The organism is Chryseobacterium tongliaonense (genome assembly GCF_041224435.1).
In the GTDB taxonomy this organism is placed as follows: domain Bacteria; phylum Bacteroidota; class Bacteroidia; order Flavobacteriales; family Weeksellaceae; genus Chryseobacterium; species Chryseobacterium tongliaoense.
In genome coordinates, this window is record NZ_JBGFFD010000007.1 from 16,485 (window position 1) to 40,042 (window position 23,558).

General features: G+C 36.0%; 19 protein-coding genes, 1 tRNA gene and 1 pseudogene. 14 read left to right on the top strand and 7 right to left on the bottom strand.

Annotated features, from left to right (window positions below; genetic code table 11):
• The first annotated feature begins 97 nt into the window (after window positions 1-97).
• The 3 genes and pseudogenes from AB8P06_RS14610 to AB8P06_RS14620 all read left to right on the top strand — a co-directional run bounded on the left by AB8P06_RS14610 (window position 98) and on the right by AB8P06_RS14620 (window position 3,952).
• On the top strand, window positions 98-1,852 hold the full coding sequence (locus AB8P06_RS14610) for a hypothetical protein (RefSeq protein ID WP_369842849.1): 1,755 nt from the start codon (window positions 98-100) through the stop codon (window positions 1,850-1,852).
• Window positions 1,853-2,070: 218 nt separating this feature from the next.
• Window positions 2,071-2,817, top strand: coding sequence for a nucleotidyltransferase domain-containing protein (locus AB8P06_RS14615; RefSeq protein ID WP_369842850.1), 747 nt, complete (start codon window positions 2,071-2,073; stop codon window positions 2,815-2,817).
• A gap of 62 nt (window positions 2,818-2,879) precedes the next feature.
• Window positions 2,880-3,952, top strand: a pseudogene (locus AB8P06_RS14620) (nucleotidyltransferase domain-containing protein).
• A 32-nt stretch (window positions 3,953-3,984) separates the two neighbouring features.
• On the opposite strand, the gene AB8P06_RS14625 reads toward AB8P06_RS14620, so the two are convergent.
• Complete coding sequence (locus AB8P06_RS14625; RefSeq protein ID WP_369842851.1) at window positions 3,985-4,329, bottom strand: TfoX/Sxy family protein; 345 nt, start codon at window positions 4,327-4,329, stop codon at window positions 3,985-3,987.
• Between the two features lie 166 nt (window positions 4,330-4,495).
• On the opposite strand from AB8P06_RS14625, the gene AB8P06_RS14630 reads away from it, so the two are divergent.
• The 4 genes from AB8P06_RS14630 (at window position 4,496) to AB8P06_RS14645 (ending at window position 9,504) form a co-directional block, all read left to right on the top strand.
• A complete protein-coding gene (locus AB8P06_RS14630; protein ID WP_369842852.1) occupies window positions 4,496-5,011 on the top strand; it encodes a DUF2975 domain-containing protein in 516 nt (171 codons plus the stop codon).
• A gap of 1 nt (window position 5,012) precedes the next feature.
• Window positions 5,013-5,219, top strand: coding sequence for a helix-turn-helix domain-containing protein (locus AB8P06_RS14635; RefSeq protein ID WP_369842854.1), 207 nt, complete (start codon window positions 5,013-5,015; stop codon window positions 5,217-5,219).
• Window positions 5,220-5,458: 239 nt separating this feature from the next.
• A complete protein-coding gene (locus AB8P06_RS14640) occupies window positions 5,459-6,331 on the top strand; it encodes an ABC transporter ATP-binding protein (RefSeq protein WP_369842855.1) in 873 nt (290 codons plus the stop codon).
• A gap of 2 nt (window positions 6,332-6,333) precedes the next feature.
• Window positions 6,334-9,504 (top strand): ABC transporter permease/M1 family aminopeptidase, encoded by a 3,171-nt coding sequence (locus AB8P06_RS14645; protein WP_369842857.1) that lies wholly within the window; start codon window positions 6,334-6,336, stop codon window positions 9,502-9,504.
• 205 nt (window positions 9,505-9,709) lie between these two features.
• Here the strand turns inward: AB8P06_RS14645 and AB8P06_RS14650 are convergent, their stop codons facing one another.
• A complete protein-coding gene (locus tag AB8P06_RS14650) occupies window positions 9,710-10,063 on the bottom strand; it encodes a hypothetical protein (protein WP_369842858.1) in 354 nt (117 codons plus the stop codon).
• Between the two features lie 116 nt (window positions 10,064-10,179).
• Window positions 10,180-12,414, bottom strand: coding sequence for a polyribonucleotide nucleotidyltransferase (locus tag AB8P06_RS14655; RefSeq protein WP_369842859.1), 2,235 nt, complete (start codon window positions 12,412-12,414; stop codon window positions 10,180-10,182).
• A 468-nt stretch (window positions 12,415-12,882) separates the two neighbouring features.
• Here AB8P06_RS14655 and AB8P06_RS14660 point away from each other — a divergent pair, with 468 nt between their 5' ends.
• Window positions 12,883-14,307 (top strand): sugar MFS transporter, encoded by a 1,425-nt coding sequence (locus AB8P06_RS14660; RefSeq protein WP_369842861.1) that lies wholly within the window; start codon window positions 12,883-12,885, stop codon window positions 14,305-14,307.
• A 379-nt stretch (window positions 14,308-14,686) separates the two neighbouring features.
• Here AB8P06_RS14660 and rpsO read toward each other — a convergent pair whose 3' ends face one another.
• Window positions 14,687-14,956 (bottom strand): 30S ribosomal protein S15, encoded by a 270-nt coding sequence (gene rpsO / locus AB8P06_RS14665; protein WP_007846353.1) that lies wholly within the window; start codon window positions 14,954-14,956, stop codon window positions 14,687-14,689.
• Between the two features lie 174 nt (window positions 14,957-15,130).
• Between rpsO and AB8P06_RS14670 the strand changes: the two genes are divergently transcribed.
• The 3 genes from AB8P06_RS14670 (at window position 15,131) to AB8P06_RS14680 (ending at window position 18,165) form a co-directional block, all read left to right on the top strand.
• Window positions 15,131-15,688: a pyruvate decarboxylase gene (locus AB8P06_RS14670; RefSeq protein ID WP_369842862.1), complete on the top strand. Its 558-nt coding sequence runs from the start codon at window positions 15,131-15,133 to the stop codon at window positions 15,686-15,688.
• Window positions 15,689-16,094: 406 nt separating this feature from the next.
• Entirely contained in the window at window positions 16,095-17,417 is a 1,323-nt protein-coding gene (gene mgtE / locus AB8P06_RS14675) for a magnesium transporter (protein WP_369842864.1), read from the top strand.
• 19 nt (window positions 17,418-17,436) lie between these two features.
• On the top strand, window positions 17,437-18,165 hold the full coding sequence (locus AB8P06_RS14680) for an ABC transporter substrate-binding protein (RefSeq protein WP_369842866.1): 729 nt from the start codon (window positions 17,437-17,439) through the stop codon (window positions 18,163-18,165).
• Window positions 18,166-18,388: 223 nt separating this feature from the next.
• Here the strand turns inward: AB8P06_RS14680 and AB8P06_RS14685 are convergent, their stop codons facing one another.
• Together AB8P06_RS14685 and AB8P06_RS14690 are read right to left on the bottom strand one after the other, a co-directional pair.
• Window positions 18,389-18,838 (bottom strand): XrtF-associated fRMsr-like GAF protein, encoded by a 450-nt coding sequence (locus AB8P06_RS14685; RefSeq protein WP_369842867.1) that lies wholly within the window; start codon window positions 18,836-18,838, stop codon window positions 18,389-18,391.
• 13 nt (window positions 18,839-18,851) lie between these two features.
• Window positions 18,852-20,279 (bottom strand): TonB-dependent receptor, encoded by a 1,428-nt coding sequence (locus AB8P06_RS14690; RefSeq protein ID WP_369842868.1) that lies wholly within the window; start codon window positions 20,277-20,279, stop codon window positions 18,852-18,854.
• A gap of 55 nt (window positions 20,280-20,334) precedes the next feature.
• On the opposite strand from AB8P06_RS14690, the gene AB8P06_RS14695 reads away from it, so the two are divergent.
• Together AB8P06_RS14695 and AB8P06_RS14700 are read left to right on the top strand one after the other, a co-directional pair.
• Complete coding sequence (locus AB8P06_RS14695) at window positions 20,335-21,102, top strand: MBL fold metallo-hydrolase (protein WP_369842869.1); 768 nt, start codon at window positions 20,335-20,337, stop codon at window positions 21,100-21,102.
• Window positions 21,103-21,170: 68 nt separating this feature from the next.
• Window positions 21,171-21,250, top strand: a tRNA-Leu gene (locus tag AB8P06_RS14700).
• 376 nt (window positions 21,251-21,626) lie between these two features.
• Here AB8P06_RS14700 and AB8P06_RS14705 read toward each other — a convergent pair.
• Complete coding sequence (locus tag AB8P06_RS14705; RefSeq protein WP_369842871.1) at window positions 21,627-22,103, bottom strand: glycosyl-4,4'-diaponeurosporenoate acyltransferase CrtO family protein; 477 nt, start codon at window positions 22,101-22,103, stop codon at window positions 21,627-21,629.
• Between the two features lie 540 nt (window positions 22,104-22,643).
• Between AB8P06_RS14705 and AB8P06_RS14710 the strand changes: the two genes are divergently transcribed.
• Window positions 22,644-23,225, top strand: coding sequence for a putative glycolipid-binding domain-containing protein (locus tag AB8P06_RS14710; RefSeq protein WP_369842873.1), 582 nt, complete (start codon window positions 22,644-22,646; stop codon window positions 23,223-23,225).
• Window positions 23,226-23,558 lie beyond the last annotated feature (333 nt).

Consider the following 23,558-nt stretch of genomic DNA (forward strand, 5'->3'; position numbering starts at 1 on the left):
TTTTGGAAAATTACTCCCCGCCTTTTTAAAATGATAGGTAAAAGGAGTTCCTATAAAGCTAAAAATTACTCCTCACTTATTTTTTAATTTAAAAACAATGAAAACACTTAAATTATTCAATGCCGTAGTAGCAAGAAAGTCTGATGAAAAACCATTTGCTTCAGAGCTTGGTTTTATCATTGAACCCAATGCTATATGGGCTAAAAAAGAAATTATTCAGTATTATTCAAAGGAAAAACTGAATGGAAATGACCTGAATAAAACCTTTCATAAATCGTGGCAGAAAATCAAAGAGAGCACAAGAACGGAATTGTTTTTTGAGCAGATCAGTCATTATATTTCCACGTATGGAAGTAATTTTCAGGATGAAATTTATATTCCGGATGAAGTGCTGAATGTACCAGGTTTAAAGTTGACCTTTAAGGTTGTTAAAGGCTATACAAAAGAAGAAATGCAGGATAAATGCCTTTCTTTACTGAAATCGGGTATTGCCTTAAAAGAAGAAACCGTCGATGAATTGCTTTACATTCTGAATAAGGAACTCGGATATACATTTACAGGTAAAGAAAACATCAGAAACAAGGAAGCGATTGTAAAAATTGCCGACCTGTATCATATTTACCCTGAAAATCCGGTTGAATTTTTCCGTTATGTGATTTATAAAACGACAGATACCACTCTTTTAATCAAGAATGATGAGCTTATTAACGCGATCAAAGAGAGTAAGTTTGATGCCACTTCCCTGTTTGAAAGCTTCGGACTGGAAAAGCTTGCAGAAATTTTCAACAGGTTTAAGCCTTTATTTTTAGCCTATAAAAATAAATCACCGAAGACCATCAATAAAATTTCCAAACTGTCGAAGGTGTATCATCAGCCATTAATTTCAAATCCGTTGAATAATGCCACCAACTTATTGCTGGAAAACGGTGATCTGCACTGGCTGGAAAATGCCACTCCGTTTGCCTTATTCAAAGCTTTATCGGCTTGTCATGCAAGAATATATGGCCAGGATACCTTTGTGTACAGAATCAGAAACGGAAAGTCGTGGGTTCAAAAGGGAAAATCAACAGCTGTAAATCAAAAAAACTATGATTTCATTATAAGTTATTTAAAATCGAAATACGATCTTTCCGGAAAGAAAATATATTTCCCTGAAAATGTAGAATTCGGATTACCTACTTCTGAAAAAATGTTTGTGGGAAATTTCCCTACCGGAACGAGGTTTTATGGTGAAAGATTAGCGGTAGGTATTTACTGGGAAGATGCCTGGGGAGCGTATGATCTGGATCTTTCCGGATTGAATATTTCAGGAAAAGTAGGTTGGAACGCAGCCTATAACCAGGATAACGGACAGCTGATGTATTCCGGGGATATGACGTCTGCTCCGAAAGGTGCCGTAGAATACCTTTATGCAAGTAACAGGTTTAATACACCGACTCTTATCATGAATAATGTTTTTTACGGAGAAAATGATTGCGGTTATAAAATCGTCATTGGAAAAGGAGATCATATCTCATACGATTATATGATGAATCCTAATCATCTTTTTGCTGAAGTGAAGTGCAACTCAGTCCAGAAGCAAACGATTCTTGGAATGCTTCTTCCTAAAGAAGGAAAACAATGTTTTGTATTGCTGAATTTCGGAGCCGGGCATTCGCACGTTTCCGGAAATACAGAAGTTTCTATGATGGCGACCAGTGCGCTGTATCAACAATGGTACGAGCCGGTTTCTTTCAATAAACTTGTAGAAGAATTAGGGGCAACCGTCACTTCCGAAAAGAAAGGAGCAGACTTTGATTTTTCACTGGAAACTTTAGAAAAAGATAGTTTTATCCAAATTTTCAGACTATAATAATATCCTTTTTTTTAGCTGCCATTTTGAGTCATCGTTCTCAGAATGGCAGTTTTTATTTTCAACTTATTAAAAGTTTACTTTTAAACTAACCTTCTTTTGATATTTGCTATCGCCGGCATTGTCATAGCTATTTATTCTAAATTCTTTAATAAAAAAAAATACGCAAAAAGATTACGCAGAGCTATAATTATTTTGTGTCATCAAATTAAAGAGTCATGAAAGATAAAATATTAGCTAAATTAAAAGAAGTGGAAACAAAACACGATATAGAGATACTTCTTGCTGTAGAATCAGGAAGCCGGGCCTGGGGTTTTGCATCGCCCGACAGTGATTACGACATACGTTTCATATACCGTCACAAAAAAGACTGGTATCTTTCTCCATGGGATAAGGATGAAACCATAGAATTTATGACTGAAGATGATCTCGATGGCTCCGGGTGGGACCTGAAAAAAACTTTTCATCTGTTATTAAAATCGAACGCTGCTTTATTGAGCTGGTTCTACTCTCCTATCGTTTATATGGAAAATAAAAAATTTGTCGAATTGTTCAGACCTTTGGCAGACAGCTGTTTTTCCCCGATAGCCGTTTCTTATCATTATTTAAGCATGAGCAAAAAGTACCTTGAAGCCTGCAGAAGCGAAAAAGTAAAACTGAAAAGTTATTTTTACTGTTTAAGAACCACCCTTACCGGAAAATGGATACGGGAAAAAGGAACGGTACCGCCTGTTTTATTCAGTGATTTACTGGTTTTAGTGGATGATTTTACAAAAGCCAAAATAGAAAATCTTGTCGCTTTAAAAGCTACCAAAGGAGAATCTTATGAGCACCCAAATGACTGGGAACTGTTTAGATTACTGGAGAAAATGGTTTTGGAGAATGAGGAAGGAGCAAAAGGACTTTCTGGTGGGAAGGCGGATAAGCGTGAGATGGAAAGGGTTTTTAGGGAGATATTATACTAAAAAATTGTAGAGGATCTTTTTTTCAAAGAACTTTTTATTATTATAGATTAAGAAATTAAATCATGGAAATCAACGACCTGAAAAACAAAAACCTCATCCTCTTCGAAGCCGTCTCCGGAAGCCGTTCTTTTGGATTGGCTACGGAAAATTCTGATACGGATATCCGTGGAGTGTATTATTTGCCGAAAGAGGAATTTTTCGGGCTCAATTATATTCCGCAGATTTCCAATGAGACGAATGATATTACGTACTATGAAATCGGGAGATTTGTAGAATTGCTGCAGAAAAACAATCCGAATATCCTTGAAGTGCTGGCAAGTCCGGAAGACTGTATTTTGCAGAAAAGTCCGTTGATGGATTTGCTGGAACCGGAAGATTTTCTTTCAAAACTGTGTAAAGATACTTTTGCAGGATATGCTATTTCTCAGATCAAAAAAGCAAAAGGGCTCAATAAAAAAATTCTGAACCCGATAGCAAAAGAAAGAAAATCGATTCTTGATTTTTGTTTTATTCTTCAGAATCACGGTTCTGTTCCGTTGAAAAAATGGCTTTCAGAAACCGGAAAAATTCAGGAAAAATGTGGATTGATAAGCATTGACAATACGAAAGGAATGTTTGCTCTTTTCTACGATGAGCTGGAAACATTAAGCTATAAAGGAATTATCAGAGATGCGGAAGCCAACCAGGTTTCCGTATCTTCGATTCCGAAAGAAGAGAAATCTGTGCTTATCTTTTCTGCAACCTGGACGCCTATTCTACCTATTGTAAAGATTACAGAGAATACTGGAAATGGGTTTCCGAAAGGAATGAAGACCGCTATAACGTGAATCAGCAACATGGGCAGAATTACGACAGCAAAAACATGATGCATACCATCCGTTTGCTGCAATCATGCGAACAGATTTTTAAAACCGGATCATTGCAGATCCGCGTGGAAAACCGGGACGAATTATTAGATATCAAAGCCGGAAACCAACCGTATGAAGCCGTAATGCAGAAAGCAGAAGATCTGATAGAATCTATTGAGCATTATCACAGTACTTCTGTTCTTCCCGATTATCCTGATCTTGAAAAAACCACAAAAATTCTTGTGGAGATCAGGGAAAAATTATACCATCAGACAGAACAACTATAAAGTAATAAGCCATTGAACATTCATTCAATGGCTTATTTTTTCTTTGAAGCTTTAGCTGTTTTATTATAATCCAGACAAATATTAATCCAGTACTCAAAATCTTCTGCCTTACGAAAGCCCGCAGGTTCTACATAGCAATATCCTTTAAGCTGTTTTCCTTTCATGATCATGGGAAGAAAACCTGTTTTCGCGGCAACTTCCTCCTCCAGATCAGGGTTAAAACGGCACATCAGGTTGTCATGACTTACATTGATGCACATTTTCCCATTGACCAAAAATGACAAGCCACTGAACATTTTCTTTTCTTCCACCTCAATCTGAGGAATTTCGGAAAGCCATTCCCGGATTCGGTCTGCTAGTTGTATACTGAAAGCCATCGTTACATTTTTTTGATACTTAAAATTAAATAAAAATCCTGAGAAACACTGTGGTTTTTCAGGTTTCTTTAGAATTCAAATATTAATTAATTAAAATTTTACTTGAATTAATTATTGTTTTACGATAATTAATTATACATTTGCATTATCAATTAATTATTTTGTCATGAATCAGATCAAAATTATTTCAAAGATTCTTTATTATTTATGCTTTGTATTATCAGTGGGTTATCTGCTTACTTTTGTGTATTCAGTATTCTGTTTACTGACGGGCTTTGCTGTCACTCCATACAAACAAAATCTATATCTGCACATTAATTATCCGTTCACAGAACAGCCTTTCCTGAATATTGAGAACAATTCTCCATATATCATATTTTCATTTTTAACGGTTTTAATTACGTACGGAATTTTCTTCTGGCTGTCTGCGAAAGTGTTTAAAGTTTTCTTTCAGCCGAAACTTTTTACAGAAGCTCATATAACACAGCTTAAAAGATTTTATATGTATAATATTTTCTTCCCTTTACCCATTGTGGTTCTGGCAAGCTTCTTCGTGGAGGTGGAAAGTATCATCTGGGGATTGGTTTTTACTCATTTCATGTTAGGAATTTTCTGTCTGTTTCTTGCTAATATCTTCAGCCAAGGACTACATTTGCAAAACGAACAAGACCTATTTATATAATATGCCGATTATAGTCAACTTAGATGTGATGCTGGCCAGGCGAAAGATGCAGAGTAAAGAATTGGCAGAAAAACTGGGAATCACTCCTGTCAACCTGTCAATTCTGAAAACGGGAAAAGCCAAAGGCGTTCGTTTCGATACCCTTGAAGCGATCTGTAAAATCCTGGAATGTCAGCCGGGAGATATTCTTGAATTTAAGGAAGAATGATGATAGTGATGAGTTATGAGTTATAAGTTATAAGTTATGAATGATGAGTGATGAGTGATGAGTTGATAAATGCTCAGATAAATTCACAGGATTAGCTTTTGAACTTATTCTGATTAAAAAATTCAAAACTTTGGTGACTTCGTTGTTCCATTAAAGTTTTCAGCATAACATCTTTTTACCAACAATTTTACAATGCAATGGAAACGTTGCCAGGATTTCTATTACCCAAAATCAACACTATGAATACCTTAACCATTAACCACCTTAATCTCACCTACAAAAATGGATTTCAGGCCATTAAAGACATTTCACTGGAAATCGGGAACGGAATGTTCGGCTTATTAGGCCCGAACGGAGCCGGAAAATCTTCCTTAATGAAAACCATAGTAGGTTTACAGAAACCCAGTTCCGGAAATATTATCCTGAATGGAACCGATGTTTCCAAAAACCCTGATTATATCAGACAAAAACTTGGATTCCTGCCTCAGGATTTCGGGGTTTATCCAAAAGTTTCGGCTTATGATCTTCTTCAGCATATTGCCATACTAAAAGGGATTAAAGATAATTCCGAACGAAAAAATCAGATTTTAAACCTGCTGGAAAAAGTGAATCTTTCTGATTTTAAAAACAAGGAAGTGCATACTTTTTCAGGAGGAATGAGACAGCGTTTCGGTGTTGCCCAGGCTCTACTCGGAAATCCAAAAATCATTATTGTTGATGAGCCGACCGCCGGCTTAGATCCCGAAGAACGAAACCGTTTCAATTCTTTACTCAATGACATCAGCAAAGAGGTTATTGTAATTCTTTCTACCCATCTGGTTGAAGATGTCCGGAACCTTTGTTCGGAAATGGCCATTATGAATCGGGGAAAGCTTCTCAAAAAAGGAAATCCGAACGAGCTGATCGCCGAGCTCGAGAACAAAATCTGGTCGAAACCGATTGATAAAAACGACCTGGAACAGTATAACTTAAGTTATCAGATCATCAGTCAGCAACTGATTGAAAGGGAATTATACATCACCACATTCTCAGAAGAAAAACCGAAAGACTTCAGTCCTGTAAATCCTTTACTGGAGCACGTTTATTTCCATACCCTTACCCAAAACCACTAATCATGAACGCTATATTTTTATTTGAAGCCAAACGCAGCACCAAGCATTGGCTTGTATACCTCATTGCCCTGATTTTAATATTTCTCGGAGTTTTCTGCGGAAACCAGTTCAATCTTACCGTTGGAGAAGGTATTTATTTAAACTCACCTTATACGATTGGTTTTATGACAGGGCTTTTGAGTATGGTTATTATATTTTTTGCCATCATCTATTCCAATCAGATTCTTTTTAAGGATTGGGATTCAAGGTTTGACATTCTTATTTTCTCTTATCCATTTTCAAAACGAACGTATTTACAGGGTAAATTCCTGGCTTATTTTTTACAGACTTTTTTAAGTTTTTTGTTTTTAATGACCGGGTTTTTAATCGGGCAGAATATGCGGACCGGAAGTGAAATCCAACCCTATTTCAACCTGTGGCATTATGCATATCCGCTCCTGATCTTCGGGTTGATCAATTGTCTTTTAGTCTGCTGCTTTTTGTTTTTTATTTCCATGATTACAAAGAAAAAACTTCTGGTCGTGATTGGTGGACTTCTGTTGTATGTGATATACATGATTGTCCTGATATTTTCCAATTCGCCTTTTATGGCGGGAAGTTTACCGCAATCTCTGGAAACCCAGCAATTATCTGCTCTTATAGATCCTTTTGGAGTTTCAGCTTATTTTTTTGAAGCGAAAACCATTTCAGCGCAGCACAAAAATGAATCCGTTGTTTCACTTTCAGGATATCTGCTGACCAACAGAATAATTTTTCTGATTGTTTCAGGCGGTTTATTATTGCTTTCCTTCCGTTTATTTTCTTTTTCGAAATTTTCCTATAAAAAGCTTAAAAATAAAGATCAGCAGGTCATTGTTTCGGCAAATTCCGGTTTAAAAAATTACACCACTTCATCTGTTGTTTTCGGAAATATTTCTGCTTTAAAATCAATCGTTTCATTCGCCAAAATCGATCTTATTTACCTTTTCAAAAGCATTACCATCATTGCCGTTTCCATATTGCTTTTATTCTTTGTCGGGATGGAAATGTATGCTGAAATTGAGAAAGGAATTCGTCTTCCGCAAAAATATGCAAGCTCAGGACTGATGTCTACCACCATTTCAGAAAATTTTCATTTGCTGGGGATGCTGATTGTCACTTATTTCATTAATGATTTGTACTGGAGAAGCCATGCCTCGGGATTTTCGCTGATTGAAAAAAGTACTTATTTTTCAAAAAATAAACTGAACGGACATTTCCTGTCGATAAGTATTCTGCTTTTCTTTTTCACAGCAGTTCTTATCATTGAAGGGTTGGCTTTCCAGCTTCTTTACCGGTATTTCCATATCGATTGGGACGCTTATCTGGGAACGATTCTTTTCAATACTTTTCCGCTGATTCTTTTTTCCGGTTTTGTACTGCTGATCAATGATCTGGTAAAAAACAGGTTTATAGCTCTGGGAATTTCAATTCTGGCAGGTCTTAGTTTCGCAGGTCCGGTTTCAAAAAAATTCATTCCGTCTCCTCTGTTCAGGATTTTCTCAGATTATAAGGGAACTTACAGCGATTTTAGTGGTTATGGGATTAATTCGGTTGCCTTTGCAGAACGGCTTTTATTCGGGTTAGGTTTAATTGTTCTTTTATGGTTGATTAACGAATGGATCAAAACTAGAAAATGGAATCCTAAAAAAACAGTTTTTGTAACAGCTTTATTAATTCTCGGAATTTTCGCTGGCAACCTCTTTATGAAAGGTTATATCCCGAAAAACGAGGAAGATTCCATTTTAAAATCCGTCAATTATGAAAAGGAATTCAGGAAATATGAAAATCTCCCACAACCGACAATCACTGATGTGATTACGCAAATAGACCTTTATCCTTCTGAAAACTCATACCTGATTAAGGGAAAATACACGCTAGTAAATCAGACCGGTCAGGCAATCAATAAAATTTTACTTAATTTTCACCCTGATTTAAAAATAGAATCTGCCATTTTAAAAACAGCTTCCGAATCAATGAAGATAGATCAGAAGGTAACTGAAATTCATTTAAAACAACCTTTACAACCTAATGAAACCGCCTATCTTGATTTTAAAATTTCCTATCAGTGGTCTGCCATAAACGGTCATGATTCGTTTAATGCCATTATTGAAAACGGTTCTTTCATGCGGATCAGCAGGTATTACCCTACTTTCGGCTATCAGAAAGGAAATGAAACCGAAGATGAAAAAATAAGAAAGGAATATAAACTCGGAAAACCGTCAGAGTTAAAAAAACTTGAGGCACCGGAAGTCTTTGTAAAAGATTTTATCAATCTTGATATGACCATTTCTACAGAAAAAGGTCAAACCGCAATCGGAACCGGAGATCTCATTCATCATTTCACAAAAAACAAAAGAAATTATTTTCAATATAAAGTTGATAGTATTCCGTTCCGTTTTGCAGTTTCGTCGGCGAAATACAGACTTAAAAGCGTTCTTCACAAAGGAATTACCATCAATGTACTGTATCATCCAAAACACGGTGAAAATGTAAACCATCTGATTGAAAATGCAAAACTCACGCTGAACTACTGTTCTGGTAATTTTGGAAAATACCCTTTTAAAACCATCACTTTTGCGGAAATCTCTTCATTTACCAGAGGTTTTGCAGCAACAGCTTATCCGGCAGCGATCTTTATGCCTGAAGATATGATATTTCATGCCAATATTCATGCGGATAAAAAACAGGATGTAATTAATGAGCTTGCGGGCCATGAGCTTTCCCATCTCTGGTGGGGAAACAGCCAGATTGATCCCGATGACAGAGAAGGTGCCGTAATGCTTACCGAAACCCTTGCGATGTACACGGAAATGATGCTTTATAAAAAGATGCATGGAAAAGAAAAAATGATGGAAAGAATAAAGGTACATCAACAGATCTACGACAATGAAAAAGGATTATCTGACAACCAGCCCATCTATAAGGTAACAGGAGAAAATACACATATCTCTTACTCAAAAGGAGCAATAGCTATGGTGAAACTCAGTGAGCTGATCGGTGAAGATAAAGTAAATGCAGCCCTGAAAAATTTTCTGAATAACAATAGATATCCGAAAAAACCTACCTCATTAGATTTACTCAAAGAGTTTTATAAAGTAAGTCCCGGTGAATCTTCAAAAAAGAAAATCGATACACTTTTCAAAACAATATAGCTTCAAAAATCTCCGAAAATACGGAGGTTTTTGATTTTTTTACTTTGAACCGTTAAGGAGGAATAAGGTATTAAGAATTATTAAGCTAAGCTTTATTTGAATGGTGAGTTTTAAAATCAGAATGATTCATCTTAATCTAACTTAACTTCTGAATATTTTCTTAATGGTTTGAAAGATTCCGGAGCATTAAGCTATTATAATGGCTTTATTTATTTTTCTTTAAAATATAATAGATCGCACGGTCTTTTTCATCATTCGTTGTATAAGCAAACTGAAAGGAATATCCGTTGGCAGACATAAAATTAAGGGCATCCATCATAGAATTGAACTTCATATTTCTCCCTCTTTCATCCTTGATATTCGTTCCGTTTTTAAAGGATATGGATTTGGTTTCCTGTCCAAAATCAATCTCCACATTCACTTTCGTACTTAAAGAACGTCCTGTACCAATGATCTGAACATAATCAACATCAATATCTTTTATGGGAACATCATTAACAGTTTGTGAGAACGCAAAACAGCTGAAATAAATAAAGGATGTAACGAAGAATTTTTTCATAAAATAAAATTGTTTTCTGTTTCTAAATATAAAATAAATTTCAAAATTTCATTTAAAAAAATTGAAAATAAAAAATCCCTCAAGTTGAGGGATTTATTTATATCTGAGAATTAATCTTAAGCTTCGGTTGAAGGGTTTTGGTTTTCAACCGGCTTTTCACCTTCCGGTCTTGCCTGTCCTTCAGCTCTTTCCGGTCTGCCTTGCCCTTCCGGTCTCGGTTTTCCTTCAGGTCTTGGAGGTCTTGGTAAAAGAACCTTTCTTGACAACTTCATTTTCTTACGGTCATCATAACCCATGAATTTCACTTCCACTTCATCTCCTTCTTTGTACGGAACCTTATCTAAACGTGCCCATTCAATTTCAGAAATATGAAGAAGACCTTCAGTACCTTTTGCAATGGCTACGAAAGCTCCGAAATCCATTACCTTTACTACTTTTCCTTTGTAAACCTCACCTATCACAGGTACGAAAGTAATTTCGTTGATTTTAGCAATAGCCGCATTGATTTTCTCTCTGTCTGTTCCTGCAATCTCGATACGTCCGATTTCGCCAACCTCTTCGATTGCAATAACGGTATCCGTATCTTTCTGTAACTGCTGAATGATTTTTCCACCAGGCCCGATTACTGCACCAATGAAGTCTTTTGCGATCTCCATTACGACCATTTTCGGAGCATGTGGCTTCACATCAGCTCTTGGCTCGGCGATAGTTTCAGTGATTTTATTAAGGATGTGTAATCTTCCGTCTTTAGCCTGCATTAAAGCCTGCTCCATAATATCCATAGAAAGCCCCTGGATTTTGATATCCATCTGACAAGCTGTAATACCGTCTGCAGTTCCTGTTACTTTAAAGTCCATATCTCCAAGGTGATCTTCATCTCCTAAGATATCAGATAATACAGTCCATTTTCCTGACTTTTCATCCGTAATCAATCCCATTGCAATTCCGGAAACAGGTTTTGTAATCTGTACTCCGGCATCCATTAATGCCAGTGTTCCGGCACAAACTGTTGCCATTGACGAAGAACCGTTGGATTCTAAAATATCGGAAACAATTCTGATGGTGTATGGGTTTTCTTCAGGGATTACCGCCTGTAATGCTCTTTGAGCAAGGTTTCCGTGTCCTACTTCTCTTCTTGAAGTTCCTCTTAAAGGTCTTGCTTCACCTGTTGAGAACGGAGGGAAGTTATAATGTAAGAAGAATTTTTCGTCATAGTTAGCCATCACGCTGTCTACCATATTGGCATCTTTTATAGATCCTAAAGTAACCGCTGTTAAAGACTGGGTTTCACCTCTTGTAAAGACTGCAGAACCGTGAGCTCCCGGAAGGTAATCAATTTCTGACCAGATAGGACGGATCGTTTTAGGATCACGGCCATCCAGACGGATATTGTCTTCAAGAATCATCTGACGCATTGCTTCTTTCTCCACATCATGATAATATACTTTTACGAAAGGCGTTACTCTTTCCAATTCCTCTACATTATCTACATATTGTGCTAAGAACTCTTCAAGAACCGCTTTGAATTTTTCTCCTCTCTCTTCTTTTCCTGAAGGCTGTTTTGCAACCTCATATACTTTATCGTAAGTTTCTTTCCACACTTTTTCACGGATGGCTTCATCGTGATTTTCGTGGCTGTATTCTCTTTTAGGGAAAGACTTTCCTACTTTTTCAGCTAATCTTTCCTGAGCTTCGATCTGTTTTTTAATTTCAGCATGGGCAAAGATGATCGCTTCAAGCATTTCCTGCTCAGAAATCTCCTTCATCTCTCCTTCTACCATTACGATTGAATCTTTAGTCGCTCCAACCATGATATCAAGCTCAGAATTTTTAAGCTCTTCATAGCTAGGGTTGATAGAAAGCTGACCGTCGAATCTTACGACTCTTACCTCAGACATTGGTCCGTTAAAAGGAATATCTGTAATGGCAATCGCTGCAGATGCCGCTAAACCTGCCAAATCATCCGGAATAGATTTTCCGTCATAAGAAATTAAAGAAATCATTACCTGTACTTCAGCATGGAAATCTTCAGGGAAAAGCGGACGAAGAACTCTGTCTACCAAACGCATCGTTAAAATTTCCTGATCTGAAGGTCTTGCCTCTCTACGGAAAAAGTTTCCGGGAATTTTCCCACCTGCATAGAACTTTTCTCTGTAATCTACCGTTAATGGTAAGAAATCTACACCAGGATTTGCTTCTTTATTGGCTACAACTGTTGCTAAAAGCATTGTGCCACCCATTTTTACTACCACAGATCCGTCAGCCTGCTTGGCCAGTTTCCCTGTTTCAATTGTGATTTCCCTGCCGTCTGCAAGAGTAATCGTTTCTGTAAACGCTTGAGGTATACTCATAAATTTTCGTCTGTTGTACTCCGTATTGAGTACGATTAATATTTAAACTATTTAAATTTTCGTTTGCAAAGGTAATATATAATAATGATATATTAAATTTTCAAATGAATAAATAATACGGACTTTCAGACTACTATGATTAAATATTTTTGATTTAATGATGAAAATTCATGTAAGAATTTAAAAATTGATCCATAACCCGTAAAAACAAAAAGCAAGTTTTTCTAAAAGAATTCCGGCTTAAAAAATCATGTGTTGAGAATATTATTGTCTCAAAATAAGAAATATTGTATTTAAAGGCGAAACTGATATAAATATTAACATAAAAAAGACAAGAAAAGTTGCAGAAAAAAAAGTTCTTCCCCTATATTTGCCCAGTTCTTTAAAACAGATAAAAAATTTAAAGATTCCAGCTTACAACAACTGAAAGGGCTTTTGCAAATCTCTTTCATATAAATATGTGTGTCTATGATTAATAATGAAGTAAAATCGCAAGGCAGGAATTATACCGTTCCGCTTATTACCATCACTCTTTTATTTTTTATGTGGGGATTCATCACCTGTATGAATGACATTCTGATCCCCTATCTGAAACAGCTTTTCAAACTTACCTTTTTCGAATCGATGCTGGTGCAGTTCTGTTTCTTCGGAGCTTATTTTATCGGCTCGCTCATTTATTTTTTTATCTCCATTTCCAAAGGAGATCCTATCAATAAAGTAGGCTATAAAAAGGGAATTCTTTTCGGAATTTTCCTCGCAGCTTTCGGGTGCGTCCTTTTTTATCCGGCGGCTACTTTTTCTTATTACCCGTTATTTTTAGGAGCTTTATTCATACTTGGTTTAGGATTTACAGTCCTTCAGATTACTGCCAATGCTTATGTTTCTTTACTGGGTTCGGAAGAATCCGCTTCAAGCCGCCTGAATATGACCCAGGCTTTTAATGCATTCGGGACAACCATTGCTCCGGTATTGGGTGGCCATTTGATCTTTGAATTTTTCTCAGCTCCGGACGGATCATTCAGTGCGGTGGCAACAAGAATTCCTTATCTGATTTTTGCAGGAATCCTTTTACTTGTTGCTTTACTGATCTCAAGAGTGAAGCTTCCCTCTTTCCAGATGAATGACGATACGGAATTGGTGAAAGGTTGGGGAGCCTTACAATTCAGCCATTTAAAGTTTGGTGTTTTTGCTATGTTTTGCTATGTTGGTGGTGAAGTGGCAGTGGGAAGTTTTATCATCAGCTTCCTGGAACAGCCTCAGGTAATGGGATTCAATGAAATTATCAGCAAAAATTATCTTTCTCTTTATTGGGGCGGAGCGATGATCGGCCGTTTTCTGGGCGCAATTTCTTTAAACCAATCTATAAGCCAGGGGAAAAAAGCGATTTATATGTTGGGAGCAGCGAGTCTTGTTTTCCTTGTTATTTTCAGTATTGTAGATCTTACGTTTGCACAGATCAGCTTCTTCCTTGTATTTATTGTACTTAATTTTATTGCGTTTTTTATCGGAAAGGCAGCTCCTGCAAGAACGTTATCAATTTTTGCAGCAATCAATGTTATCTTACTGATCTCAGCAATGATAAATCATGGCGAACTGGCTATGTACAGTATTCTGGGAATAGGAATTTTCAACTCCATCATGTTTTCAAATATTTATACGCTTGCCATCTCAGGATTGGGAAAATATACCAGCCAGGGATCTTCTCTGGTTGTGATGGCTATTTTAGGTGGTGCCATTGTTCCTATTTTCCAGGGATATCTTGCGGACCAGTTTGGGGTACAGCATTCTTTTATCATTCCTGTATTTTGCTATCTGGTGATTCTGATCTTCGGGGCTTATTGTACGAAATACCTCGGGCATGTTGAAGCTGGCGAATCCAAGTCCGGACATTAATTATAGTTTAGTTAAATATATACTTTATTGTTTCTGGTTCCTTCAATAATCGATTTTATTATTATCGCAAAGAAAATTACGAGTCGGATATATCTAAGATGAGCAAAGTTTTTTAATCTATAAATAGATTTTCAAAAGAATGCTTCATAGCAGCTTTGCTTCTTTTCCTTTGGCTTTTCTTTAAAATATAGCAGCCGAATTTTAAAAGCTTTGTGTTAATAAAAAAATGATGAGTATAAATTACCAGAATTTAAAATAACAGGATGAGATTCTTTTAAGGATCTCATTTTTTGTTTCTGATCAGCACAGATACCGGTGATAAAGATATAAAAAAAGCAACTTCTTTCGAAGTTGCTTTTTATTTTGAAAATCCTGTAGATTATTTTCTTAAACCTAGTTCAGCAATAATTGCTCTGTATCTTGCGATATCTTTATTTTTAAGGTAATCTAGTAATCTTTTTCTTTTACCTACCAATTTTACCAAAGATCTTTCAGTTGCGTAGTCTTTGTGGTTACTCTTTAAATGAGCAGAAAGGTGGTTAATTCTAAAAGTGAAAAGTGCAACTTGTCCTTCAGCACTTCCTGTGTCTTGCGCAGATTTTCCGTGTTTTGAGAAAATTTCCTGCTTTTTTTCTGTTGTTAAGTACATTCCAATATTGTTTAATGATTATTATGTAACGGGTGCAAAAGTACGACTATTTTCTTAGTTGGCAAAACATTATTGATTCCATATATCAAATTTGATAGAAAAAAATGTTAAAAATTTCTTAAATAATTTTATGTTATCCCGTTAAAAGACAGTAATTTTGCAAACGAATTACAGATGAGAAAAATATTATTTTTTACTACGGTTTCCACTTTTTTATTAATCGGTATTACTTCGGTAAAAGCCCAGAAGAATGCCTCTGAAGACAAAATAAAAAGGATCTTATACTTCAATCCTGAGGTAGAGCCTGATATTGAGGAGATCAAAGAACCCACCAACCATGCTTTTTTCAGTATGGTTTCCGATAACCTGAGCAGATATAAGAAAAATAAAATGCTCAGAGCGGAAGTGCAAATTCCTTTTGACAGTATCGATACCAAAACGATTAATGATTATTGCACCAATAATGAAGCTGATTTTGCCATTGTTCCGAAAGTAAGATATTTCAAAGTGGGAATCGGGAGATATGTTTTCTCTAACCAGGTAGTGGTAAGCATGAAACTTTTTGATGCCGAAGGAAACTTCATTACGGAAACAGACTACGATACTTATCGTAAAAACATGCGTCTTTTAGGTTCCGCCGAAAATTCAATTAAAATTGCAACAAACGGTGCCATCAAAGGTATTTTAAAAAAACTGAGAAAAATAAAACCTTCTTCGGAAGCCGGATTTTAATCATTCTTTGTTTTAAATTAAAACTACGTTATTCCTATTTTCCGCATATAATTATCTGCAAAAAACATTTTAATTTGTTAAATTATCTAAGATATCTTCATTTAATAGTGAATAATTAAAATATTTTTATTACTTTAGTTTTATATTAATCTAAAGGAAGTGAAAAACACGCTTCAAATTTAGTAAAACAACTCAGGAAGTGGTCTTAAAATGCCAATATCCTGAAGTTTAAAATATACCAACCTTCATTTTTTAAATTGATTCAAACACCCGTTCTTTTACGGGTGTTTTTTATTTGATCTCCGTTTTTGAAAAGAAGAAAACTTTAATTAATCCTTAATTTTCCCGGTTCATTACGCTATCTTAAAAATTTGAATTATTTTTGCATATCCAAAAATTTCACGTTTTGAATTCCAGAGACGAACTTATCTTTAACCCTGCCGATATTGCCGAAACTCTTAGTGGACTTCCCGCTGATGAGAGGTTACTGGCATTTCTGAAGGTTCCGAAACAATACAAAGCGGAAGTTTTTTCCCATCTTGACCCTGATTTCCAGGAAGAAACGATCAGAAGTATCGGAAGTGATGAAGTTTCCGAGATCCTGAATGCAATGACTCCGGATGACAGAACAGCATTGTTTGAGGATTTTCCGGATGAGCTTATTAAATACTCCATCAATCATCTTAACCCACAGGAAAGAAGAATTGCCTTAAAGCTACTGGGATACAACTCAGATTCTATTGCCCGTCTGATGACTCCTTATTACATCCAGATCCGTAAAGAGTGGACGGTAAAAAGGTGTCTGCAACAGATAAAAAAAGTGGGGAAAAGGGTTGAAACGATGAACCATCTTTATGTGGTGGATGAGAGAAACCGACTGATTGACGATATCGCTTTAGGAAGCTTATTATTAGCGGAAGAAGATACTTTGATTTCTGAAATCACGGATAATCACTTTGTTGCCATCACGACCGTTACTTCAAAAGAAGACGCTGTAACCTATTTTGAAAAATATGACAGAACTGCTCTTCCCATTATTACGGAGGCCGGAGTTTTGGTAGGAATTGTAACGATTGATGACATCCTCGACCAGATCGAACAGCAAAATACCGAAGACATTCAGAAATTCGGGGGTCTTGAAGCATTAGACGATCCTTATACCCAGACTTCTCTTGTAGAAATGATCAAAAAGAGAGGAATGTGGCTGATCATCCTTTTCTTTTCTGAAATGCTTACGGCTTCAGCAATGGGATATTTTGAAGATGAGATTCAAAAAGCGGTTGTACTGGCTTTGTTTGTTCCTTTAATTATTTCCAGTGGTGGAAATTCCGGTTCTCAGGCTGCAACCCTGATCATCAGAGCCATGGCCCTTCAGGAAATCGGTTTGAAAGACTGGTGGTATGTAATGAAAAAAGAGATTTTCACAGGTTTATGCCTTGGAGGAATTCTCGGAGTTATCGGCTTTTTAAGGATTATGATCTGGCATGAAGCGGGCTTCTTCAACTATGGAATGTATTGGCCGTTTGTAGGATTAAGTGTTGGCGTTTCCCTAGTAATGATCGTACTTTGGGGGACTCTTTCAGGATCAATGGTTCCTTTTATTCTTAAAAAATTAAATTTAGACCCTGCCACCTCCTCCGCGCCTTTTGTAGCAACTCTGGTAGACGTTACCGGGCTTATTATTTATTTTTCCGTAGCCGGACTTTTCTTAACCGGGAAACTTTTGTAATTTTAGACAAAGTCTAATAATGAAAGTTATATCTCTTGTCCCTTCTATTACTGAAGCATTATTTGATTTGGGGTTAACTGAGCATGAAGTCATCGGAAGAACCAAATTCTGTATCCATCCCAAAGAAAAAATAAAAAACATCCCTGTTATCGGCGGAACAAAAAACCTGAACATTGAAAAGATCAGAAGCTTACAGCCCGATCTGATTATAGCCAATAAAGAGGAAAACGTCAAAGAGCAGGTAGAAGCTTTAATGGAAGATTTCAAAGTAGTGGTAACCCATGTTGAAACCGTTGAAGACAATTATTATCTGCTTAAAAATCTGGGTGCTATATTTAATCAGGAGGAACAAGCACAACTTTTCAATCTTAAGATCTATGAAATTCTTAATCAGGCTAAAGCTGAGACTAAAATAAAAGTCGCTTACCTGATCTGGAAAAACCCTTATATGACCATTGGCTCGGATACTTTTATTCACCACATTCTGGCTGAAATAGGATTTGAAAACAGTTTTAAAGATAAAACCCGTTATCCTGAGATACGGATTGAAGACCTTGCCGATACTGATATTATCATGCTGTCGTCCGAACCTTTCCCGTTTAAAGAAAAGCATATTGAGGAAATAAAAGAAGTATATCCGGACAAAAAAATTATCATCGTAGATGGAGAAGCCTTTTCATGGTACGGGACCCATATTGCGAAATGTGAAAATTATTTTAAGGAGCTGCTTCTGGAGATGAATTTCTAGGACTGGTGGCTTCGGGAGCCTCAGCCACCATTCAAATTCCAATTGCAGATACAAGCACAACAACAAGATACAAGGTCACAGCATAAAAAAACTCCGGTTCATAAAACCGGAGCTATTATTTTAAACCACAAAAGTCTCAAAAACTGTGAAGAAAAATCTTCAGATGACACTCTTAATAAACTATAAATTTACTTTTGGAACTTTTGTGGTTAGAAATTAAAACTTATAAAATTTTAGAAACCTCATTACAAAGCCACTCCAATAATTCGCGGTCTTCGGCTGTGAACGGATCTATTGTATGGGAATCGATATCGATCTGGCCGACATTTTTTCCGTCTTTAAAGATAGGAACTACGATTTCTGCTTTGGTATCAATCGAACAGCTCAGGTAATTGCTTTCCTGGTGAACATCAGGAACCACAAATGTTTCATTAGAAACGGCAACCTGACCACAAATACCTTTCCCATAAGGAATAATTGTATGATCTGTAGGTGCTCCTACGTAAGGGCCTAAAATCAATTCTTCCTTATCTCCGTTTTTAAAATAAAAACCGGTCCAGTTGAAATAAGAAATTTCCTGATCCAACAAATGACAAACTTTCTGAAGCTTTTCTTCAGTATTATGTTTCGGACTTTCAAGAATGGAAGAAAGCCTTTTTTTTAATTCTGACATGATATTATTTATTTTAAGAGAATTGTTTTAAGGAAAATTCTTCTTTATATCCGAACATTCCGCGCTCTTTTATCATTTCTGCAACACCTTCCGGAACCTGGTTTTCCCAGCCTTTGATATTGCATGCAATTTTTCTTAATATTTCTCTGGAATAAATTTCCAGAAACTCCGGATTATAGTTTTTAATATCTACAATACGGTTGTTGAGTTTAAAGTATTTGTAAAGTTCTTTAAGGTTTTCTTCTACTTTAAGGTTTGAAGAATCCAGTAATTCATGGGTTTCAGGATCTTTGTAAGGATACAGGTATACTCTCATCCCGTTTCGGAAGAATTTACCGAAAGCTTCAAGAATCCCACCTGATAAATCTTTATAATATTTCTCTTCAAATACCATCAACAGGTTGTTTACTCCCATTGCTACCCCAATATTTCCATTCGTGTACGAAGAGAAATAATCGATCAGCCTGTAGTATTCTGAGAAATTTGAAATAATAACGGTGTATCCCAGTCTGCCCAGAATATCTACCCTGTCCATAAAGTCCCTTTCATCAATATCTCCGTCTGCCCTGAGGTTTGAAATGGTAATTTCAATTAATACTTCTGTTTCTTCCTGGGTACAGATCGCATCTTTCAGGAACATATCCAATCCGTTCCGGAGCATATCGATATTCACCTTCGTTACCGGCCTGAAACTCCCTCTTACTGCAAAAATATTTTTCTTGTACAGGATATCCGCAGGCAGCATGTTGTTTCCTTCGGAATTGAAAATCACAGCGTCTGTCATTCCGTTTTTCACTAACTGCAGAGACATCAGTCTGTTGTCTACGTAGGCAAAAGCCGGTCCGCTGAAATCGATCATATCAATTTCCAGATTATCGGTCGCTACATCATCGTAAAGAGATTCGATTAACCTTCTGGGATTATCGTAATAAGTGAATGCCCCGAAAATAAGGTTTACCCCAAGGTTTCCTAATGTTTCCTGCTGTAATGTGGCATCATTTTCCTTGAATTTAACGTGAATTACAATTTCATTATAATCTTCATTTTCACATACCTGAAAACGAATACCTACCCAGCCGTGGCCTTTTAATGTTTTATCAAAATTGATGGTGGTAACTGTGTTCGCGTAGGAAAAAAATTTTCTGTTCGGATTATTTTCTCTGGAAATTCTTTCTTCAATCAGCGCTACTTCATATCGAAGCATTTTGCGAAGTCTGTTTTGGGTAACATATCTGTTTTTTACCTCTTTTCCGTAGATGGCATCACTAAAATCTTTGTCGTAAGCTGACATTGCCTTAGCAATTGTACCGGAAGCTCCTCCTGCTCTAAAAAAGTGTCGAACAGTCTCCTGCCCTGCTCCAATTTCCGCGAAAGTACCATAAATAGTAGGATCTAGATTAATTGTTAATGCTTTTTGTTTAGGAGTTAGTTTCTGATACATTAGGACATTAAATTTTTTGTAAATTTACCAAAATTAATACCAACCTCAAAACAAAATGAAGTTGAAATTTTTAGGAACCGGAACTTCTCAGGGTGTACCCGTTATTGGCTGTACTTGTGAAGTCTGTACATCGGATAATCCAAAAGACAAACGCTTTCGGTCTTCTGTAATGATGACAACGGAAGAAAACAAAAAAATACTGATCGACTGTGGCCCGGATTTCAGGCAGCAGATGCTGATAAACAACGAAAGCACGGTAGATATCACCCTAATTACCCACGAACACAACGACCATGTTATCGGTCTTGATGATATGCGCCCGCTTATTTTTAAAAGCGGAAAAGATATGCCTTTATACTGCTATCACAGGGTCGGGCAGGAAATCAAAAAACGTTTTGCCTACGCTTTCACTGATGTCAGGTATCCCGGTGCACCTGCTTTTGATCTCCACGAAATTGAAAATGTACCTTTTCATATTTTAGATACGGATATTACTCCCATCGAGGTGATTCATTATAAAATTACGGTTTTCGGATATAAATTTAAAAACCTTGCTTATATTACGGATGCCAACTTTATTTTAGACCCTGAAAAAGAAAAATTAAAAAACCTGGATGTTTTAATCCTGAACTGTATCCGTAAGTTTGATCCGCATCCTGCGCATTTTATTCTTCCCGATGTAATTCAACTGTATGAAGAGCTAAAACCTAAAAAATTATTTTTAACCCACATCAGTCATCATCTCGGGTTGCATGACATTGAAGATAAGCAGCTTCCGGCCGGAATGCACCTTGCCTACGATGGTTTGGAAATAGAATTTTAAAGAAAAGTTTACAAAAAGTTTTAAAAATCGTAAAAAAGTTTTTATATTTGCACACCAATTTAAAGCATGCCCAGGTGGCGGAATTGGTAGACGCGCTGGTCTCAAACACCAGTTCTTAGGAGTACCGGTTCGATCCCGGTCCTGGGTACAAGACCGGAAAGAGGTGATAATTCACTTTCCTTCCGGTTTTTTTTAGCTTCTAACTCATTTGTAATCTGATAGATATACGAGATTAAAACATTAGCTCTAGCGGTTCGATAATGATTTTCAAAAAATTCCAGTTTTTCAGGGAATAGTACTTTTTAGGATATGGGTTTACCGTTGGCTTTCAATTCAGATAATAATATAGTATACAGTTTTGACAGTTGGTTTACTGCGGATACAAAAAGTACCCATTATAATCATGCCCTATATTATTTGCACTTATATAATTATCAAATTCGAACGGAAAATCCTTTTCTGTAAAAGCAATATTATCATGTTGTTGGAAAATAACTATCAGCGTTAACCGAGTAAAAGAATGCTTATGCGATGTTAGCAACAGTCTTTATTTGTCTTTTAATCAGTTTATCTATTCGTCTTTTGTTTTCCTGCTGTAATAAAGATGGATATAAATTCATTAAAACATTCACAATCATAATTACTAATCCAAACAAATAATTTTCTGTATAACTTTTGTATAAGGCAAAAAAAGTCACGAATAAAAATCCGATAAGATGACTTATTTCTGCAATTGTCATTTCTTTCCGTAATTCAGTCAGTTCCATTTTTTTATCTTTTAACGACACTTTCTGATTAAAGAACTTAAAAGGAGTGTTTTTCACAATCCATTTGAAGTATTCAATTCCAATATTCTTATTCATTGTTTTACTTGTGATAAAATTCAGATTAGATATCTTTTTATAGAATTCTGTTTTCACAAGAATTCCATTAATAATCATTCCAACTATCCAAGAAATAAATGATATTGCTATTCCGAATGTTAAGTATTTGATTGTCATTTTTCAACTTGTAGCTAACTTGTTTATAACCTTCATCAAATGTAGGCAATACAACTAAATAGGTTGGCTTTGTGCAATTGATGTAAGGGTTTATTTTTATAAACTGCCAAAATACAAAAAAACAATGCAAAAACTGCCTTGAATTTCTTTAATCGCTTTATTGGTTTTCAGAGTTGGTGAACAAAAAGCGTCCAACCCTTGAACTTATGTGATACCTTTTGCGTATTATGCCCGATACTTAAATCGTTACGCAGATAGCAGACAAAATCCGTTGTGTTGAAATAAATACCAGGTAATACCGGTCTGGAAAGTTTTCCAGATGATCCACATTTTGAAAGAGAAAGGTTCGAAGATGGATGGAAAAATCTTCTTGGACAGAACCTAAACATGTTCTCGAAAAACCAGCAATTTAGCGACTTATGAAACCTGGAGTACCTGACCATAGGTTTTCTTAAAAAACGGCTGATTTTACACTTACTGCCCACAATTTTTTACGATATATTTAAAAAAAGGTATTTTTATATTAAAAAACAGAGAAACATGAGAGTACTATTATGGAAGGGATTGGAGCATAATTCCTTAGAACACTGCATCATTAGAAATGAGGAAGAGACAATTACCGTTAAATCCGTTATCTTAGGAAATACCAGTGACTATATCTATACAGTTGACTATATGGTGGTGCTGGATAAAAAATGGAACGTTCTGAAATTTTTAATCACATCTGAAATCAACGGGAAACAGCATCTCATGACAGGAGAGAAATCGGGAAACGAATGGACCATCAATCACGCCAATAATTCAGATTATACCGGATTCCATTATATTGATATTTCACTTACCCCTTTTACGAATAGTTTACCTATCAATAATTTACTGCTTGCACAGAACGAAGAGAAAAATATTAAAGTTATCTATATCGATATTTTAAAGAATGAAATAAAGCCTGTTGAACAGAAATATACAAACATGGCAAAAAACCGTTATTTATATATGAGCATTGAATCAGGTTTCTCAGCACAGATTGTAACTGACGATGATGGTCTAGTAAAAACCTATCCTGATCTCTTTGAATTAGTTGCCGAAATGAGTGATAAGTATACAGTATCGGTCACACAATAATTATTGATTTCTGATATTTTTCATATAATATCGCAATTGCCACTCCGAAAGAATTGTTGATTGAAAAAGTGCAGCATATTCTTCCTTTGGATGAAAAGTTTGAGGATTTAAAGTCTAAAACTAACAGATGAATCTCTGTTATCAGAACGATATAACTTGATCTCCTCACGTGCAATTGCCTAAAAAAAAGAAATAGTATTTGAGAAATAGGAAAAATGTTTATTTTTTGTTGTTTGACAACGCCAATACAAAAAATATTGGCGTTGTTTTTTAATGAAACAGTATCTTTTTCAATTTACTTTTACGTGTTAAAACCAGCTTATAATAAAATTA

Excerpts from the sequence above, each read along its gene's own strand:
- AB8P06_RS14650 (WP_369842858.1), bottom strand. The coding sequence starts at position 10,063 with ATGAAAAAATTCTTCGTTACATCCTTTATTTATTTCAGCTGTTTTGCG.
- AB8P06_RS14690 (WP_369842868.1), bottom strand. The coding sequence starts at position 20,279 with ATGTATCAGAAACTAACTCCTAAACAAAAAGCATTAACAATTAATCTA.
- AB8P06_RS14705 (WP_369842871.1), bottom strand. The coding sequence starts at position 22,103 with ATGACAATCAAATACTTAACATTCGGAATAGCAATATCATTTATTTCT.
- AB8P06_RS14685 (WP_369842867.1), bottom strand. The coding sequence starts at position 18,838 with ATGTCAGAATTAAAAAAAAGGCTTTCTTCCATTCTTGAAAGTCCGAAA.
- AB8P06_RS14710 (WP_369842873.1), top strand. The coding sequence starts at position 22,644 with ATGAGAGTACTATTATGGAAGGGATTGGAGCATAATTCCTTAGAACAC.
- AB8P06_RS14660 (WP_369842861.1), top strand. The coding sequence starts at position 12,883 with ATGATTAATAATGAAGTAAAATCGCAAGGCAGGAATTATACCGTTCCG.
- AB8P06_RS14695 (WP_369842869.1), top strand. The coding sequence starts at position 20,335 with ATGAAGTTGAAATTTTTAGGAACCGGAACTTCTCAGGGTGTACCCGTT.
- AB8P06_RS14680 (WP_369842866.1), top strand. The coding sequence starts at position 17,437 with ATGAAAGTTATATCTCTTGTCCCTTCTATTACTGAAGCATTATTTGAT.
- AB8P06_RS14615 (WP_369842850.1), top strand. The coding sequence starts at position 2,071 with ATGAAAGATAAAATATTAGCTAAATTAAAAGAAGTGGAAACAAAACAC.
- AB8P06_RS14645 (WP_369842857.1), top strand. The coding sequence starts at position 6,334 with ATGAACGCTATATTTTTATTTGAAGCCAAACGCAGCACCAAGCATTGG.
- AB8P06_RS14670 (WP_369842862.1), top strand. The coding sequence starts at position 15,131 with ATGAGAAAAATATTATTTTTTACTACGGTTTCCACTTTTTTATTAATC.
- AB8P06_RS14635 (WP_369842854.1), top strand. The coding sequence starts at position 5,013 with ATGCCGATTATAGTCAACTTAGATGTGATGCTGGCCAGGCGAAAGATG.
- AB8P06_RS14610 (WP_369842849.1), top strand. The coding sequence starts at position 98 with ATGAAAACACTTAAATTATTCAATGCCGTAGTAGCAAGAAAGTCTGAT.
- AB8P06_RS14630 (WP_369842852.1), top strand. The coding sequence starts at position 4,496 with ATGAATCAGATCAAAATTATTTCAAAGATTCTTTATTATTTATGCTTT.
- rpsO (WP_007846353.1), bottom strand. The coding sequence starts at position 14,956 with ATGTACTTAACAACAGAAAAAAAGCAGGAAATTTTCTCAAAACACGGA.
- AB8P06_RS14625 (WP_369842851.1), bottom strand. The coding sequence starts at position 4,329 with ATGGCTTTCAGTATACAACTAGCAGACCGAATCCGGGAATGGCTTTCC.
- AB8P06_RS14640 (WP_369842855.1), top strand. The coding sequence starts at position 5,459 with ATGAATACCTTAACCATTAACCACCTTAATCTCACCTACAAAAATGGA.
- AB8P06_RS14655 (WP_369842859.1), bottom strand. The coding sequence starts at position 12,414 with ATGAGTATACCTCAAGCGTTTACAGAAACGATTACTCTTGCAGACGGC.